Source organism: Paralysiella testudinis (genome assembly GCF_016894345.1).
Taxonomy (GTDB): domain Bacteria; phylum Pseudomonadota; class Gammaproteobacteria; order Burkholderiales; family Neisseriaceae; genus Paralysiella; species Paralysiella testudinis.
The window spans coordinates 1,919,300-1,935,001 of record NZ_CP069798.1 but is presented as its reverse complement, the minus strand read 5'-3'; the positions used below and the strand labels follow the sequence as shown (position 1 = coordinate 1,935,001).

Sequence of the window (15,702 nt, the reverse complement as noted above, 5' to 3'; positions counted from 1 at the left end):
ATGAGCCCAAAGCCGCGTTCACAACATCAACATAACACTACCCCACAGGCACATTTGCGTGGGCTCGGCATTGGGCGCTGGTTTAAAAACGTGTGGCAGCTCAGCCGCAAAGAGCTGCAAAGCCTGCTGGGCGACGTTACCTTAATGGCGCTGGTGGCGGTGGTGTTTTCGGTGGTGGTGTATTCGGTGGCCACCGGCATCACCAGCGAGGTTAAAAATGCCTCGGTGGCGGTGCTCGATGGTGACCGCTCCGCTTTGTCGTACCGCATCCGCGATGCTTTGCAGCCGCCGTATTTCCAAACCCCGGTGGTGATTGCGCGCGAAGACGTGGATGCCTTGATGGACAAGGGCGATTATGTGTTTGTGTTGGATATTCCGCCCAATTTCGAGGCCGATGTGTTGGCCGGGCGTGCGCCGCAAATCCAAGTGCTGGCCGATGCCACCGCGATGACGCTGGCGGGCATGGGCAGCGGCTACATCAACCAGATTGTGCAGCAGGAAGTGGCCGCCTTCACCCACAGTGGCTCACTAGAAGCAGCCCTGCCAATCAAGCCGGTGGTGAGTGTGTGGTTCAATCCTAATGGCGAAACGCCGTGGTTCACCGCCATGATGCAGGTGCTGGCCAGCACCACTTTATTGTCGATGATTGTGGCCGGCGCGGCGGTGATTCGCGAACGCGAACACGGCACCATCGAGCATTTGCTGGTGATGCCGGTGCGCGCCAGCGAAATTGCCATGGCCAAAATCCTCACCAACAGCGCGGTGATTGCGCTGGCGGCGTGGTTGTCGCTGCGGCTGGTGGTGATGGCGTGGCTGCAAATTCCGATTAACGGCTCGATTGCGCTGTTTATGGTAGGCACGGTGCTGTATTTGTTTTCGATGACGTCTTTAGGGGTGTGGCTGGCCACGCTCACCCCGAATATGCCGCAATTCGGCCTGCTGTGCCTGCCGATTTATATGGTTACCCGCCTGCTTTCCGGCGCCGATGCGCCGCTGGAAGCCATGCCGCAGTGGATACAGCAAGCCACCCAATTTTCTCCGGTAACCCAATATGCCAAGTTCAGCCAAGATGTGTTATTCCGCAGCGCCGAAGTGGCGATTGTGTGGCCGCAACTGGCCGCCATGACCGCCATGGGCGCAGTATTCCTTACCTTGGCGCTGTTGCGCTTTCGCAGTATGTTGGCGCGGCAGGGCTAGCCGGGAATCAGGTGTCAGGAATCAGGTGTCGGGAATCAGGTGTCGGGAATCAGGTGTCGGGAATCAGGTGTCGGGAATCAGTAGATACCATCTCTCGCATCAAGCCGCAATGGTTATTTTGGCCTGATATTCGCATTGGTGCTTCAACACACCAAAGCAAATCTGTACCAAGCGGCGCATCGCTGCGCCGATGGTCTGCATTTCCGTTTTGTTTCTGGCTTTCAGTCTGCGGTAATGCGCGTTAATATCCGGATTCCACGTTTTTGCAACCACCGCAGCCATATACAACTTAGCTCGTATGACCGAACTGCCCCGCTTGGAAAGCATGGCTTTGCCTTTGTGTTTGCCGGATTCCCGTTTTTTCGGCACCAATCCCAAATAGGCAGCCATTTGCGAGGCGGAGGTAAAATGTTTGCTATGATAGAGCGCAACCATGCGCAATGAAACCACTTCACCTACACCGGGTATGCTGCGCAGTAAAGCACGGTCTTTTTCAAATCAGGATGCCGGTCAATATGTTGTTCGATTTCCTGTGTGATGGTGCTGATCTGCTGCTTCAAATTGGTCTGCATGGTGCTGATGGACTGGCTGACCGCTTCGGGAACAGCGCTGAATCCGGCTTTCTCCATGCGGTTGTCTTCACGCTGCAGATCGCTTTGCAGCGCATCTAGACGGGCTAGTAGTGCGTTGAGCCGCTTGATGTGGGGTGCAGCAGGCTGCCATTGGCGTACTTTGTGGTGCATGAGGCGGTCAATACCGGCTCTGGCCAGTGACTGGCTATCAGCCTTATCGGTTTTGTGCAAGCTGTCGTATTTGGCATAATGGGCACTGTCGGCAGGATTAAGCAGATAAACGGCGATGCCTTTGTTATGCAGGTACTCTGCCAATGCTTCGTGGTAAACGCCGGTGGCTTCCATGAAAATTTTGAGTAGGCTTAAGTCTTCACCGATGTTTTTATACAGCCATTCTGTCAGTTGGTTAAAGCCTTGGAGGTGGTTTGGCAATGCTTTGGTTTTGATTTTACTGCTGCCAATGTCGCGGATAAGAGCACAATCTAATTTGTTTTTGCTGATGTCGATGCCCAATACTTGGAAGTTCATCATAATCTATCCTTATTTATGCAGTGTCTTGCGGGCGCTGCCGCGCACTGGATACCATTCAGATTGTAGGATGAGGTGTATGGCAGTGTTATCTACATTTCAGTGTCGGGCACTTGGGTCGGATACAGTTTGCTGCCATACGGGGCGGGAATAATACGCGTTTTACTCACCGCTTGAGAGATACAAGGTCGGATTCTTGAATCCGACGCTTGTTCGCAGAATAAGATTGTAAACAGGCTCTTAGGCTGCCTGAAAGCTCAAAAAACCCTTTCAGGCAGCCTCTAAACCAGAAAGAACCCCATGAAATACGCGTTTGCCATCCGTTTATTCGCCATCGGCTCATTGGCCGCTTGTGCACACCAACAAATAGACGTAGAGCCGCAAGTGGCGCTGCCGGATCAATTCAGCCACACCGCTGCAGCGCAAGGCAGCGCCGAAATGGCGCAATGGTGGCGTGCATGGCCGGATCCATTGCTGAGGCAATTGGTAGAGCAGGGCTTGGCGGCCAACCGCGATTTGGCCGCCACCCGCGCCAAGCTCACCGCCGCGCGCGCCACCGCCGCCACCGCGCGTGCAGACTTGGGCCCGCAAGCGGCGATTATGGGCAGCGTAGGCGCACACAATGTGCAATTGGACAACCCGCTTGGCAGCGACGTGCGCCAAAGCTTGGCGGCGTTGAATACCCCGCTGAGTGAAGACAGCCAGCGGCTAAGCGGGCACAACAGCCGCCTCGGTTTTTCCGCCAGCTGGGAGCCGGATATTTTCGGTGCCAAACGCAGCGATGCCGACGCCGCCAATTATGCCGCGCTGGGCGAAGCTGAAAAATGGCACGGTGCGCAAATGCTGCTGGCCACCGATATTGCCGACCACTATTTACAAGTACGCGCCTTGCAACAGCGCATCCGCAGCGGCCAAAACAGCATCGCTACCTTGCAACAGCTGCACCGCTACAGCCAAGGGCGCTTTAATGCTGGGCAGGCCAGCGACTACGATGTGCGCGACATTGCCGCCAAAGTGAGCGCACTGCAAGCACAGCAAGCCACCTTGCAAGCGCAAGCCGATGCCCACACCCGCATACTGGCCGTGCTCACCGGCCAAACCCCGCAAAACTTCACCTTGCCCGCTGCCGGCACCGATATACTTGCCAATCTGCCTGCCGCGCCCAGCGGCCAACAGCCGGTGCAAGTGCTGGAGCGCCGCCCCGATGTACGTGCCAACCGCGCCGCGGTGCAAGCCTATAGCGCCAAACTGGCCAGTGCCCGCGCCGACTTGTTGCCGCGCTTCGATATCCAATTTGTGTGGCAAACCGGCCGCATCCGCTTAGACAGCGACTTGCCCGCCATGAAAGGCTTGGGCGGCTTGGTGAGCGCCGGGGTAACGCTGCCGATTTTTACCGCCGGGCGCATCCAGCGCAATATCGACGCCGCCGATGCCCGTTTAAGTGCGGCATTGGCGCAATACGACCACAGCATCCTCAACGCCTTGGCCGAAGTAGACAGCAGCTATCAATTGCAATATAGCCTACACCGCCAAAACCGCTGGCTGGCCGATGCGGCAGCACAAGCGCAACAACAAGCCACCGGCGCCGATAAACTATTCCGCTACGGCCACCTCACTTTGGATCGCAGCTTAAGCGCCCGCCTAAACGCCGAAGACTTGGCCGAGCGCCAAATCCAAGGCCGCCTGGCCGAAGCGCAAAACCTGCTCAATATCTACAAAGCTTTGGGCGGCGGCTGGGATGGCCAAGATGCAGAGCCTGCTTTCAGGCAGCCTGTGAAGGATTGATTTTTTTTCAGGCAGCGTTTCTCATTAAATTAAAGGCTACCTGAAAAGGTGAATATTGTTTTTAAGGTTAAGGCTGGTAAAAATAAACGATTTCCGCTATCTTTGCGCTCAACACCAATCTTGGAACGCACACACCGTGAAACCCTGCTTTTTGCCTATTTCGTCTTGGCACCGCCGCCTCGGCCTATTGCTGTTGCCGTTGCTGCTGGGTGCTTGCAGCGCATTGCAATACCAGCCTTTGCGCAGCATAGACCACATCAATCTGCAAGAAGGCTACCGCCTGCAAACCGCCGCACAGCACAAATACGCAGCCAATAAAGACGATGATGTGCTGATGGTTTTAATGTTTTCCGGCGGCGGCACCCGGGCGGCCGCATTCGGCTATGGCGTGCTGGAAGAAATGAACCGGCAACAAGTGCGCATCGGCAACAAAACCGGCAGCCTCACCGAGCATGTGGATTTGGTCTACGGCATTTCCGGCGGCTCGGTGTTGGCCGCCTATTACGGCCTGCACGGCGCGGCGGTGATTCCGGAATTTGAGCGCCGTTTTTTAAGCCAGAATTTTCAAAAAGTGCTGATGCAGCAGGTGTTTTCCGTTTCCAACTGGCCACGGCTCACCTCGCCGCAGTTTGGGCGCGGCGATTTATTGCAGGAACAGCTGGATTTGCAGCTGTTTCACGGTGCCACTTATGATGATTTGCTGCATCGCCGCCAAGGGCCGTTTGTGGTGATCAGCGCCACCGACATGACCTTGGGCAGCCGGCTGGATTTTTTGCAGGAATATTTCGATGTGTTGTGCGTGGATTTAACCGATATGCCGGTGTCGCGTGCGGTGGCGGCTTCCAGCGCGGTGCCGATGGTGTTTTCACCGCTCACATTGAATAATCACGGCGGCCAATGCGGCTATCATCTATCACCCGAATTGGCCGAGGCCGCCGCCGAAGCCAATAACGGGCGCTTTAACACCAAACAAAGCTATGTGCGCATTGTGCGCCAATATCAAAACAGCCAAAAACGGCCTTATATCCATCTGCTCGACGGCGGGCTCACCGATAATTTGGGCTTGCGCAGCCTGTTGGACGCCACCCAAATTTATAATCGCGATACGCTGTACCAGCAATTTGCCCCGGGCAAAGTGCGCAAAGTGGTGTTGATTAATGTGAACGCACAAACGCAAATGAGCCAAGACATCGATGCCAGCGCCGATGTGCCCGGCTTTGGCGCGGTACTCAATGCGGTGGTGAATATCCCCATCGACCGCTATTCACACGAAACCCAGCTTCAATTCCAGCAATACATCGATTCTTTGAACCAAAAACGCTCGGCGGATGATCCAACGCTGTATTTTATCAGCGTCAACCTGCTTGATTTGCCGTCTTCGCCCCTGCGTGACCGCGTGGCGCGCATTCCCACCACCTTTTACCTGCCGCGCGAAGATGTGCGCAACCTGAAAACCGCCGCCGCCACCTTGCTCAACGGCTCATCGGAATATCAACGCCTGCTGCATGATTTGAATACCCGCCCGGCAAACGATGTGCCTGCACCGGCGGCGGCATCGGCAGTGGCCGCATCAGAAATAGCAGCACCGGCACCGGTGGCAAAATAGCACCACATGGGTTTTCAGGCAGCCTATGGCGGCAGTAATTTGCCCGGATTCATCATCCCTTGCGGATCCAAGGCTTGCTTATTGGCGCGCATCCAGGCCAATTCGGCTTCGCTGCGCACGCGCGGCAGCCAGTGGTTTTTAAGCTGGCCGATGCCGTGCTCGGCGGCGATGGTGCCGCCCAGCGCCAAGGTTTGTTCATACACCAATTCATTCACGGCATCTTCATAGGCATACACTTCATTACCCAATACCTGCGGCAAAAACACATTGTAATGCAGGCTGCCGTCGCCCAAGTGGCCGAACACCACGATATTGGCATCGGCAAAGCGGGCGCGGACGGCCTCGGCGCAAGCCGGTACAAAGGCGGCCACGGCGGCAATCGGCAGGGCGATGTCGTGCTTGATGCTGGCACCGATATTGCGCTGGGCGGCGGAAATATTTTCGCGCAGCGTCCACAGATTTTGCCGCTCGGTGTGCGATTGCGCCACCACCGCTTCATCCCAGCCGTGTTGGTGCAGCAATTCGGCCAAAGGCTCGGTTAAATCGGTAGCGGCAAAGCTGTCGGTCAGCTCCAGCAGCACATGCCATTGCCCGACCAAGGGCGCGGGCAATTGGCTGTAGGCGCTGGAGAGGCTTAAGGCGTAATCGCTGATTAATTCAAAGCTGCTTAAGCGCTCGCCGAATTGGTTTTTCACCGCGGCGAGCAAATCCACCGCCGCATCAATGCTGCCCAGCGCCACCCAAGCGGTGCAAACGCTTTGCGGCGGTGCAAACAGCTTTAGGGTGGCGGCGGTAATCACCCCCAATGTACCTTCGCTGCCAATCAATTGTTGCTTTAATTCATAGCCACTGGTGTTTTTGTGCAAAGGCTGTAGCTGGCTCACCAAGCTGCCGTTAGGCAGCACCGCTTCCAGCCCCAACACCAAATCGCGGGCGGTGCCGTAGCGCACCACATTCAGCCCGCCCGCATTGCAGGCAATATTGCCGCCGATTTGGCACGATCCTTCGCTGGCGAGGCTGAGCGGAAAAAAGCGCCCGGCTTCGGCGGCAAGGCGCTGCACCTCGGCCAGTACCATGCCCGCTTCTACAGTGAGGCTGTTGTCGGCTAAATTTAACTGACGCAGGCGGTTAAGCTTGCCCAGCGACAAAATCACCCCGCGCCCGGCCACCGTGGCGTGTGGGGTGGCACCGCCGCACAAACCGGTATTGCCGCCTTGCGGGGTAACCGCAATCTGCTGGGCAAAACAATAGCGCATAATCGCCTGCACCGCCGCCACCGAGCGCGGCTGCAATACCGCCCACACTTCGCCTTGGTAGCGGCGGCGCTGGTCGAGGCAAAACGGTGCCATGGCATCGGCGTCGGTGATGATTTCATTGGCAGCCAAAATTTGGCCTAGCGCGTGAAGATGGTTTTGCGGCGTGTTCATAAGGGCAGGGCGGCAGGAGAAAAAGCAGATTGTACGGCAAAAGCCCTACCGGCGGCGGCATAAAGCGCTGCAAAGAAGCGGTGCTCGCAGTACAATGGCGGCTGTTTGCGCCATTCCAATACTGTAAGGATAAAGCATCATGTATTTTGTTGACCGCACCGCCGTGGTGCTCAAGCCCACCGCGGCTTTTTTGGCTTGGCTGAAAAGTGTAGACGAAGACATGCCCGACCTCACGTTGGCACAGCTGCGCAGCAATTGCACCACATTGCTGGTGCCCGAATTCGACACCCCTGAAGCGGTGATGGGCTATATCGGCGAGCGCAGCCGTGCCATTTTTGAAGCCGAAGTGGCCGGTTGGGAAGTGGAAGCGGAAAAATGGCCGCAAGACATGAGCGCCGAAGGCTTTTGGGCGTTTTTTGAGGTGGAAATCCACGATATGGTGCTGGACATGGAAGATGCCGATTTGCAGGTGTCGCCCGTGTTCGACAATATGATGTAGGCCGGTGCAGGCGTTTCAGACAGCCTTGCGCCCGTCGCGCTATTGGTGTGCCGCCAATCTGGTGGCGCACGGCGCGGCAGGGTGGCTGGCGTGGATTTATTTTTACGGCTGGCCGCGCGGGCTGTTGTGTATCGGCTTGCTGTGTTCGCTGCTGTGGGCATGGCATCAACAATGCTGCCGCCATGCCGATACGGTATTGCGCATTGATGTAGACGCCCACGGCCGCGCCGCGGTGCTTACCGGCAACGGCGTGGCTTATGCGGCCACTTTGCAGCCGGGCAGCTTGGTGCTGCGCTACGCGCTGGTATTGCATTGGGACATCGGCAATCGGCGCTTGCGCCATTGGGTGAGCGCCGACATGACCGATGCAGAAGCGTTCCGGCGCTTGAAGGTTTGGGCGCGTTGGGCGCAGGAGCCGCCCGAGGCTGCCTGAAATGCAACACCGTAATGGTGATGGCTCAATATTGCGGTTTTACCAGATGGTTGGCGCATGATGCACGCCATCGTTTCTTTAATGATGTTTTCAATAATTTATGTTTTTAAGGAGTTGGATATCATGAATCGAGTCATCCTATTGGCTTTGCTTATCGCCAGCCTAACAAACGCATACGCGCAAGAAAACAACCCCACTTGGCAATCACAGCAGCGAGTTCAGCAAGAGCAAGGGTGGATGATGATGGAGCAACAACGCTTACAACAAGAGCAGATGGCCAACCAACCCCCTCAACCCCAAGTTCGCTACAAAACAGTGGCTGAGCAAGAGGCGGAAATTCGCGCCAATGAACGCAATGCGAAAATCCAGCAGGAGAACCTCAAACGGCTGAACGAAAAAACCGTGCAAACCATGAGCGCCAATGATTTTTATGTTTCCATTGCCATCGGCACCAATGATGGCCGCCCCCTGATGGCGGAGCCCGGGTTCAACACCTTACAATCGATGAACAACCGCCCGCAGGCAGAGCGTGATGCCCTGCAAAATTGCCAGCAAAAGGGGCTAAACAATTGCCGCATTCTGGCCACTTATGCCAATGCCTGCGGCGTTATTTACGGCAAGCTCAATACCGATGGTTCCGACTGGCGGGTGAATACCGCCCCGGGGCCGGAGTTTCTGGTTACCAAAACCAATGCCATGTGCCAGAAAAAATACGGCAGCAATTGCGGCACATTACCGCAAACGCCTTATCAATACCCTATTTGCAGTCGCAATTTGCCTAGAAAAGAATTTCACCAAAGCAGTGATCGTGGCGAATACTGGGAGTAAACACATCGGTATAGCCCATTTAAAAAATCAAACCCAAAAAACATCATGCACACATTTTCCAATTTAGACCAATGGCTTGCCCATCTGGAAACCGCCCACAGCGCAGGCTTAATCGATATGGGGCTGGAGCGCGTGGCGGCAGTGAAGCAACGCATGGGGCTGAATCCGGCCTGCCCGCTGATTACCGTGGCCGGCACCAACGGCAAAGGCTCGGTTTGTGCTTATTTAACCCAGATTTACACCGAAGCGGGCTACAAAGTGGGCACGCTCACCAGCCCGCATTTGTTGCGTTTTAACGAACGCATCGCGCTGAATGGTGAGCCGGTGGCCGATGCCGACATTATTGCCAGCTTTGAGCGCATCGAAGCCGCGCGCGGCGATGTTTCGCTCACTTATTTTGAATTCAATACCTTGGCGGCGGTAGACGTGTTTATGCGTGCGGGTGTTGAGGTGATGGTGCTGGAAGTGGGGCTAGGCGGGCGCTTGGATGCGGTGAATGTGTTTGATGCCGATGTGGCGGTGATCACCAGCGTGGATTTGGATCATCAGGCTTATCTGGGCGACACGGTGGAGCAAGTGGCGCGGGAAAAAGCCGGCATTATGCGCGCGGGCAAACCGGCGATTTGTGCCCAAGTGCCGGTGCCCACGAGCTTACGCGATTACGCGCACGCCATCGGTGCCGATTTGCTGGTGGCCGGCGTGGATTTTGGCTGGCAGAAAATGGAGCAGCTGCAATGGTCGCACCGTTTTCACCCGCAAGCCAGTGCTTTATTCCACGGCAGGCGCGCCCGCCATGCCTTGCCGATACCGGCCTTGCGCGGCGCTTTCCAATTGCAAAACGCCGCCTGTGCTTTAAGTGCATTGGCCTGTTTGGATGCGCGGCTGCCGGTGGACATCGGCGCCATCAAGCGCGGCTTGGTGCGTGTGCGCAATCCCGGCCGCTTCCAGGTATTGCCCGGTCGCCCGCTGCGGGTGCTCGATGTGGGGCACAACCCCCACGCCGCCCGCGCCTTGCGCCAAAGCCTACTGGCCTTGCCGTATGCGGAAAAACGGCTAGCAGTGTTCAGTATGCTGGCCGACAAAGACATCGACAGCGTGCTGGATATTTTAAAAGACCAGTTCGACCACTGGCTGATTGCGCCCCTGCATTTGCCGCGCGGCTTGGATATCCACACTTTGCAAGCCAAATTGGCCAAGCATGGTATTGAAAATAGTGTGGTGTATCAGGATATTCAGGCAGCCTGGCAAGCCGCCTTATCGCAAGCGGGCGAAAATGATAGAATTGTGGCCTTTGGGTCTTTTCATACCGTGGCCGACGTATTGGCGCTGGCTTAAAAAATCGCAGGGAAATCACAGATGGCTTCACTCAACCCGCAAGACAGCTACGAACAACTGAAACGCAAAAATCGCCGCCGTTTGGTGGGCGCGGTGGCAATGGTGGCCGTGGCCGCCGCTTTATTGCTCAGCGTATTAAATCAAAACAAAACCCCCGCCAGCCAACAGCAAGAAGTGCTGATTACCGGCCTGAACACCGATGCTTCGGCCATTGCGGTTAGCACCGGTAGCGATGTGACAGCCGCCAGCGCTAGCGATGCCAACTTGGCACCTGGCACCGTGTTAGAGCCGCAGCCTGAATCGGATAATCAGGCGGCCAGCCAAGCCGCCACCTCCGTTGCTGAAAAACCGGCTCCTGTTGCAGGCAGCCTGCCGCCGGTGGTGGTAACCAAACCGGCAGCCACACCGACCCAGCAGGTGCCGGTGCAGGCGGAAACCCGTGCGCAAACACCCGGTAGCAGTGCCAAGCCGCAGCCGAGCACGCCCACACGCAGCGAAACCACCAGCAAGCCCGAAACCAAACCGGAAACCAAACCCGCAACCCAGCCAACACCGCCTGCACGCCCGGCCACCAAACCACCCGCACCCAAGCCAGCCACCAGCACACCCGGCAAATTAAGCCCGCAGGAAATCCTCAACAATAAGGCCGCCACCCAAGTAGTGGCGGCGCCCAAACCTCATCCGCAGGCCATTTTGGATGGGCAGAAAAGCAATGGCAAAGCACTGATTCAGGTGGGGGCGTATACCAATGAAGTACAAGCACGCACCGTGCAGCAAAAATTGGCCGCCGTCGGGGTGAGTGCCACCATCAGCCAAAGCGAAACCAGTAAGGGCACACTCTACCGCGTGCGCACCGGCACCTATGCCAGCCGCGCCCAAGCCGAACAAAATCTGAACCGCATCCGCGCCCAGGGCTTGGACGGCATGGTGATTGGCCAATAAATGACCTTATTCGATATCCTCGCTCTGGGTTTAATCGGCATCAGCGTGTTGGTGTCGATGGTGCGCGGCGTGGTGGCAGAAGTGGCCTCGCTGATTACTTGGATTGTGGCCTTTGTGGTGGCCAAGCTCTTTGCCGCACCGTTTGCGGATATGGCATTAAGCAGCATCCAGCCGCATGCGCTGGCGGTGGTGGTGGCGTTTTTGCTGCTGTTTGTGGCCGCGTGGCTGCTGCAGCATTTTTTGCGCTCTTTGCTCACTTCGGCCATCACGGCGATGGGCTTGGGCGGGGTAAATCGCGTGTTGGGCGGCGTGTTCGGCGCCGCCAAAGGGGTGCTGTTGGTGACTTTGGCGGTGTTGGTGTGCGCTTTTACCGATTTGCCCAAAACACCGGAATGGCAGCAAGCGCAAACCGCTTTTGTGTTTGAACAACTGGCCGAGCTTACCGTGCCGTATCTGCCACCCTTTGTGGCAGAGCAGGTGAAATATCCGTCGTAAGCGGGTAGCGTTAAACATCCAATCTTTCAGGCAGCCCGTAAAAAACCTTGTTAATCATGCCTTTTGCTGTGGAGAAAACCGTTTATGTGTGGTGTATTGGGTATTGTCGGCCATGAGCCGGTTAACCAGCTGTTGTATGATGGCCTGCAAATGCTGCAGCACCGTGGCCAAGATGCGGCGGGCATTGTCACCGCCCAAGGCAATATGTTCCATATGCACAAAGGCAAAGGCATGGTGCGCGATGTGTTCCGCACCCGCAATATGCGCGACTTGGTCGGCAGCGTGGGCATCGGCCATGTGCGCTATCCCACCGCAGGCAATGCCGGCAGCAGTGCCGAAGCGCAGCCTTTCTATGTGAATTCGCCTTTCGGCATTGTGTTGGCGCACAACGGCAACCTCACCAATACCGACGAGCTGTATCAAAACGTGTGCTTCACCGATTTGCGCCACATCAACACCCGCTCCGACTCCGAAGTGCTGCTCAATGTGTTTGCCCGCGAGCTGGAATTGCAAGTGGGCAACAGCACCCGTTTAAGCTTGGATAATATTTTCGGCGCGGTGAGCGGCTTGCAGCAGCGCATTCGCGGTGCTTATGGTGTGGTGGCGCTGATTGCGGGCTACGGCCTACTGGCTTTTCGCGATGCCTTCGGCATCCGCCCCCTGTGTTTGGGCAAAAAACAGGCAAACGGCCATACCGATTACATTGTGGCTTCCGAATCGGTGGCCTTTCCCAGCTTGGGCTTTGAATACGAGCGCGATATCGCCCCGGGCGAAGCGGTGTTTATCGACCTAGACGGCCGTTTGCACAGCCGCCAATGCGCCGCGCAAACCCATCTTAATCCCTGCTTGTTTGAGTATGTGTATTTTGCCCGCCCGGATTCGGTAATCGATGGCGTGTCGGTGTATCAGGCGCGGCTGAATATGGGCGTGGCACTGGCCGAAAAAGTGCGCCGCGAGTTGCCGCTGGATGAAATCGACGTGATTATGCCGATTCCCGACACCAGCCGCCCCAGCGCCATGGAGCTGGCACAGCATTTGGGCAAACCTTATCGCGAAGGGCTGTTCAAAAATCGCTATATCGGCCGCACCTTTATTATGCCCGGCCAAGCCACACGCAAAAAATCGGTACGCCAAAAGCTCAACCCCATGGCCTATGAATTTGCCGGCAAAAATGTGCTGCTGGTAGACGATTCGATTGTGCGCGGCACCACCAGCCGCGAAATTGTGGAAATGGCGCGCGAAGCGGGCGCGCGCAAAGTGTATTTTGCTTCTGCCGCTCCCGAAGTGCGCTATCCCAATGTGTACGGCATCGACATGCCCACCCGCGAAGAGCTGATTGCCAATGGCCGCACCCCGCAGCAAGTGGCCGAAGAAATTGGCGCCGACGGCGTGGTGTTTCAGGATTTGGCCGATTTGGAAGCCGTGGTGCGCGCCTTAAATCCGGCCATCGAAGGCTTTGAAACCTCCTGTTTTAACGGCGTGTACATCACCGGCGATGTGGATGAAAGCTATCTGGCGCGCTTAAGCGAGGGCAAAAATTCCTCTTCAGCCGCCGCGTTTGTGCGCCCCAGCTTGATTGACCATAGCGTGCGTGTGAGTGATGAAGACGAATAAAAGCAACCGCTTGTTTAGCTAAAACGGCGGCTGTTAAATAAATTTTGAGCAAAAAACAAGGTCGGATTTTTCAATCCGACCTTGTTTTTTGGTTAGGGCTTGATTGGCCGAAGGCTCACTATTTGGGCGTGGCTAATAACGGATGTGAGCATTTTTCATGAGCATAAAAGAAGTTTGCAAAAACCTCAGGCTGCCTGAAACATTCAGGCAGCCTGAGACCTTTGCAAAACGTCATTTCCGTCGCTCCTGCGCAGGCAGGAGCCCAGCCTGAAGCGCAGCTTCAGTTGTCGGACAAGTAGCCACCATCAAAATAGAAAAAAATCAAATATCTGATTTAACAGAGAATTTGTTATTTTCAGAAATGTGCAAAATAAGCAAAGCGCTGCTTTGCACTGGGCACCCGCCTGCGCGAGTGCGACAGATATCTGGTTTGCAAAGGTTTCAGCTTTTTACTGGCAAATACAAACCCCATAACCCCATTATTCACCTTGCAGCGGCAGCCCTTCCGGATTGGCCAGCCAGGCGGCGGCTTGGCCTTCGCTGTAAAATTCCTGCTTCCACACCGGCACTTCGGCTTTAACGGTGTCGATGATAAAGCGGCAGGCGGCGAAGGCGGCGTCGCGGTGGCCGGCGCTCACGCCCACCCATACGGCCATATCGCCCACTTCCAAGCGGCCGTGGCGGTGTACGCAGATGGCGTCGCTAATGGCAAATTGGGCTTTGGCTTGTTCGATGACGGTCTGGCCTTGTTTGCGCGCCAGCGCTTCGTAGGTGCTGTACACCAAGTATTCCACCCGCTGGCCGTCGTTTTGGCGGCGCACCCAGCCTTCAAAGCAGGTAAAGGCGCCGCATTGTTCGTTGTTGAGCATGGCCTGGCGCAAGGCGGCGGCATCAATGGCTTGTTCGGTTAAGTCAAACACAATCAACCTCCGGCAATCGGGGGAATAAAGGCCACGGTGTCGCCGTTGGCCAAGGCTTGGTGCCAATCGCAAAAATCGTGGTTGACGGCCGCGCGCAGGCGGTTTTGCGGTAGGGTAAAGCCGTATTGCTGTGCCAGGCGGGCATACAGCGCGGCGGCATCCACCGGCGCGGCGGTGTTGAGGGTTTCGCTTTCTTTGCCCGCTTGTTCGCGCAGGGCGGCGAAATAGAGCACGGTGAGTTTAACGGTTGAACTCATGTTTTCCTCCCGATTTGTGTTGCAGTTGGATGTCGGTAATGCGGATGTCGTGGCTGAGCGCTTTGGTCATGTCATACACGGTGAGCGCGGCCACAGACACGGCGGTGAGTGCTTCCATTTCCACGCCGGTTTTGTGGCTTACGGCCACTTCGGCGCGGATATGCAGCTGGCAGCTTTCATCGTGGTAATTCAAATCAAGGCGGCAGCGCTCCAGCATCATCGGGTGGCACAGCGGAATCAGCAAGGCAGTGTTTTTGGCGGCCATAATCCCGGCCAAGCGCGCCACTTCGGTGATGGTGCCTTTGGCGGTGTGGCCGTGGCTGGCCTGAATTTGGGCGTAAACATCGGCCGGAAAACACACGCTGGCGGTGGCCACGGCCACGCGGCGGGTGCTGTCTTTATTGCCCACATCCACCATATGGCTGCGGCCGTGTTCGTCGAGATGGCTTAAGGTCATGCTTGCTCCTGTTGCTCTAAAAGGGCAACCGCGCGATTAAAATCGGCACGGGTATTGAAATTGGCCAGCGGCGGCCACGCGGGCGGCATCGCCACTTGCTGGCAGGGGATGTTGCTAAGCCAGCCCATCACTTTGCGTCCGCCTGCGTTTAAATAAGTATGCAGTGGTGCAGCCAACTTGGCCGACCAATGCGCTTGCAAAGGGTGGGGGCGATTGCCATCGGCCAGCAGCACCACGCCATCGGCCCAAGCAGCGCTGTGGTGCGCTTGCTGTAATACGCGGATAACGGCTTGCGGCTGCAATAAGGTGTCGCACGCCAGCACATACAGGCCGCGATGGCCGTGTTGTTGCGCCCGTTGCAGTGCGGGCAGCAGCGCCGCCAACGGCCCTTGGTGTGCGGGCAGGGCATCGGGCAGGTATACCGCGCCGTCGGTATCGGCGTAATGGCCACCGGCGGCGGCCAGCCATACCGGGCGGTGCGGCAAGGCATCGGCCAGTTGGCGCGCAATCAGGCTTTGGCCGCGGTAGTTGAGCAGCGCCTTTGGGCTGCCCATACGGCGGCTAAGGCCGCCGCACAGCAGCAATAAAGGTTCGGGCGGGGTGGTGGGCATGGCGGGTTTAATCGGATTGGGCTGCCTGAAAGGCGGGGTTTAAATTTTTCAGGCAGCCTTGATAAACAGGTACGTAATTTTAGTTAAGATGCTTAAGATACAGCATAGGATGTGCCTTGGCGCATCGGCTTTATTGTTCTTAGCCTGATGCGCCAAGGCACATCCTATGCATTCTCGAAAGGGCTGCCTGAGGCTG

At 56.6% G+C, this 15,702-nt stretch carries 17 protein-coding genes; 10 read left to right on the top strand and 7 right to left on the bottom strand.

Annotated features, from left to right (window positions below; all coding sequences use genetic code 11):
* Positions 1-1,197 (top strand): ABC transporter permease, encoded by a 1,197-nt coding sequence (locus tag JQU52_RS09930; RefSeq protein WP_230338330.1) that lies wholly within the window; start codon positions 1-3, stop codon positions 1,195-1,197.
* 99 nt (positions 1,198-1,296) lie between these two features.
* Here JQU52_RS09930 and JQU52_RS09925 read toward each other — a convergent pair whose 3' ends face one another.
* Both JQU52_RS09925 and JQU52_RS09920 read right to left on the bottom strand, forming a co-directional pair.
* A complete protein-coding gene (locus tag JQU52_RS09925; protein WP_230338027.1) occupies positions 1,297-1,632 on the bottom strand; it encodes a transposase in 336 nt (111 codons plus the stop codon).
* 20 nt (positions 1,633-1,652) lie between these two features.
* Positions 1,653-2,300 carry an IS110 family transposase gene (locus tag JQU52_RS09920; protein WP_230338180.1) on the bottom strand — a complete coding sequence of 216 codons (648 nt, stop codon included), beginning with the start codon at positions 2,298-2,300 and terminating at the stop codon, positions 1,653-1,655.
* Between the two features lie 297 nt (positions 2,301-2,597).
* Here JQU52_RS09920 and JQU52_RS09915 point away from each other — a divergent pair, with 297 nt between their 5' ends.
* A complete protein-coding gene (locus tag JQU52_RS09915) occupies positions 2,598-4,082 on the top strand; it encodes an efflux transporter outer membrane subunit (protein ID WP_230338329.1) in 1,485 nt (494 codons plus the stop codon).
* Positions 4,083-4,218: 136 nt separating this feature from the next.
* Positions 4,219-5,688, top strand: coding sequence for a patatin-like phospholipase family protein (locus JQU52_RS09910; RefSeq protein WP_230338328.1), 1,470 nt, complete (start codon positions 4,219-4,221; stop codon positions 5,686-5,688).
* Positions 5,689-5,711: 23 nt separating this feature from the next.
* Here JQU52_RS09910 and JQU52_RS09905 read toward each other — a convergent pair whose 3' ends face one another.
* A complete protein-coding gene (locus tag JQU52_RS09905) occupies positions 5,712-7,037 on the bottom strand; it encodes an FAD-binding oxidoreductase (RefSeq protein WP_230340564.1) in 1,326 nt (441 codons plus the stop codon).
* A gap of 217 nt (positions 7,038-7,254) precedes the next feature.
* On the opposite strand from JQU52_RS09905, the gene JQU52_RS09900 reads away from it, so the two are divergent.
* From JQU52_RS09900 to purF, 7 genes are all read left to right on the top strand, one after another.
* Complete coding sequence (locus JQU52_RS09900) at positions 7,255-7,614, top strand: hypothetical protein (RefSeq protein WP_230338327.1); 360 nt, start codon at positions 7,255-7,257, stop codon at positions 7,612-7,614.
* 4 nt (positions 7,615-7,618) lie between these two features.
* Entirely contained in the window at positions 7,619-8,047 is a 429-nt protein-coding gene (locus JQU52_RS09895) for a protein YgfX (RefSeq protein ID WP_230338326.1), read from the top strand.
* 57 nt (positions 8,048-8,104) lie between these two features.
* Positions 8,105-8,875, top strand: coding sequence for a DUF4189 domain-containing protein (locus JQU52_RS09890; RefSeq protein WP_230338325.1), 771 nt, complete (start codon positions 8,105-8,107; stop codon positions 8,873-8,875).
* A 45-nt stretch (positions 8,876-8,920) separates the two neighbouring features.
* Positions 8,921-10,210 (top strand): bifunctional tetrahydrofolate synthase/dihydrofolate synthase, encoded by a 1,290-nt coding sequence (gene folC, locus JQU52_RS09885; protein ID WP_230338324.1) that lies wholly within the window; start codon positions 8,921-8,923, stop codon positions 10,208-10,210.
* 21 nt (positions 10,211-10,231) lie between these two features.
* Complete coding sequence (locus tag JQU52_RS09880) at positions 10,232-11,152, top strand: SPOR domain-containing protein (RefSeq protein WP_230338323.1); 921 nt, start codon at positions 10,232-10,234, stop codon at positions 11,150-11,152.
* Positions 11,153-11,647 (top strand): CvpA family protein, encoded by a 495-nt coding sequence (locus tag JQU52_RS09875; RefSeq protein ID WP_230338322.1) that lies wholly within the window; start codon positions 11,153-11,155, stop codon positions 11,645-11,647.
* An 84-nt stretch (positions 11,648-11,731) separates the two neighbouring features.
* Positions 11,732-13,261, top strand: coding sequence for an amidophosphoribosyltransferase (gene purF / locus JQU52_RS09870; protein WP_230338321.1), 1,530 nt, complete (start codon positions 11,732-11,734; stop codon positions 13,259-13,261).
* A gap of 479 nt (positions 13,262-13,740) precedes the next feature.
* Here purF and JQU52_RS09865 read toward each other — a convergent pair whose 3' ends face one another.
* The 4 genes from JQU52_RS09865 to mobA are packed head-to-tail and all read right to left on the bottom strand — an operon-like array spanning position 13,741 to position 15,506.
* Positions 13,741-14,181 carry a molybdenum cofactor biosynthesis protein MoaE gene (locus JQU52_RS09865; protein WP_230338320.1) on the bottom strand — a complete coding sequence of 147 codons (441 nt, stop codon included), beginning with the start codon at positions 14,179-14,181 and terminating at the stop codon, positions 13,741-13,743.
* Positions 14,182-14,183: 2 nt separating this feature from the next.
* Positions 14,184-14,438 carry a molybdopterin converting factor subunit 1 gene (gene moaD, locus JQU52_RS09860; protein WP_230338319.1) on the bottom strand — a complete coding sequence of 85 codons (255 nt, stop codon included), beginning with the start codon at positions 14,436-14,438 and terminating at the stop codon, positions 14,184-14,186.
* Positions 14,422-14,895, bottom strand: a complete 474-nt coding sequence (gene moaC, locus JQU52_RS09855) for a cyclic pyranopterin monophosphate synthase MoaC (RefSeq protein ID WP_230338318.1) — start codon at positions 14,893-14,895, stop codon at positions 14,422-14,424. Before moaC ends, moaD begins: the two co-directional genes overlap by 17 nt.
* Positions 14,892-15,506, bottom strand: a complete 615-nt coding sequence (mobA, locus tag JQU52_RS09850; protein ID WP_230338317.1) for a molybdenum cofactor guanylyltransferase — start codon at positions 15,504-15,506, stop codon at positions 14,892-14,894. The genes moaC and mobA overlap by 4 nt, the downstream gene beginning before the upstream one ends.
* Positions 15,507-15,702 lie beyond the last annotated feature (196 nt).

Bases quoted from the DNA above. Each gene is read 5' to 3' on its own strand.
- JQU52_RS09890 (WP_230338325.1), top strand. From the start codon at position 8,105: ATGATGCACGCCATCGTTTCTTTAATGATGTTTTCAATAATTTATGTT.
- purF (WP_230338321.1), top strand. From the start codon at position 11,732: ATGTGTGGTGTATTGGGTATTGTCGGCCATGAGCCGGTTAACCAGCTG.
- JQU52_RS09920 (WP_230338180.1), bottom strand. From the start codon at position 2,300: ATGATGAACTTCCAAGTATTGGGCATCGACATCAGCAAAAACAAATTA.
- folC (WP_230338324.1), top strand. From the start codon at position 8,921: ATGCACACATTTTCCAATTTAGACCAATGGCTTGCCCATCTGGAAACC.
- JQU52_RS09925 (WP_230338027.1), bottom strand. From the start codon at position 1,632: ATGGTTGCGCTCTATCATAGCAAACATTTTACCTCCGCCTCGCAAATG.
- mobA (WP_230338317.1), bottom strand. From the start codon at position 15,506: ATGCCCACCACCCCGCCCGAACCTTTATTGCTGCTGTGCGGCGGCCTT.
- JQU52_RS09900 (WP_230338327.1), top strand. From the start codon at position 7,255: ATGTATTTTGTTGACCGCACCGCCGTGGTGCTCAAGCCCACCGCGGCT.
- JQU52_RS09915 (WP_230338329.1), top strand. From the start codon at position 2,598: ATGAAATACGCGTTTGCCATCCGTTTATTCGCCATCGGCTCATTGGCC.
- JQU52_RS09875 (WP_230338322.1), top strand. From the start codon at position 11,153: ATGACCTTATTCGATATCCTCGCTCTGGGTTTAATCGGCATCAGCGTG.
- moaD (WP_230338319.1), bottom strand. From the start codon at position 14,438: ATGAGTTCAACCGTTAAACTCACCGTGCTCTATTTCGCCGCCCTGCGC.
- JQU52_RS09905 (WP_230340564.1), bottom strand. From the start codon at position 7,037: ATGGCACCGTTTTGCCTCGACCAGCGCCGCCGCTACCAAGGCGAAGTG.
- JQU52_RS09930 (WP_230338330.1), top strand. From the start codon at position 1: ATGAGCCCAAAGCCGCGTTCACAACATCAACATAACACTACCCCACAG.
- moaC (WP_230338318.1), bottom strand. From the start codon at position 14,895: ATGACCTTAAGCCATCTCGACGAACACGGCCGCAGCCATATGGTGGAT.
- JQU52_RS09880 (WP_230338323.1), top strand. From the start codon at position 10,232: ATGGCTTCACTCAACCCGCAAGACAGCTACGAACAACTGAAACGCAAA.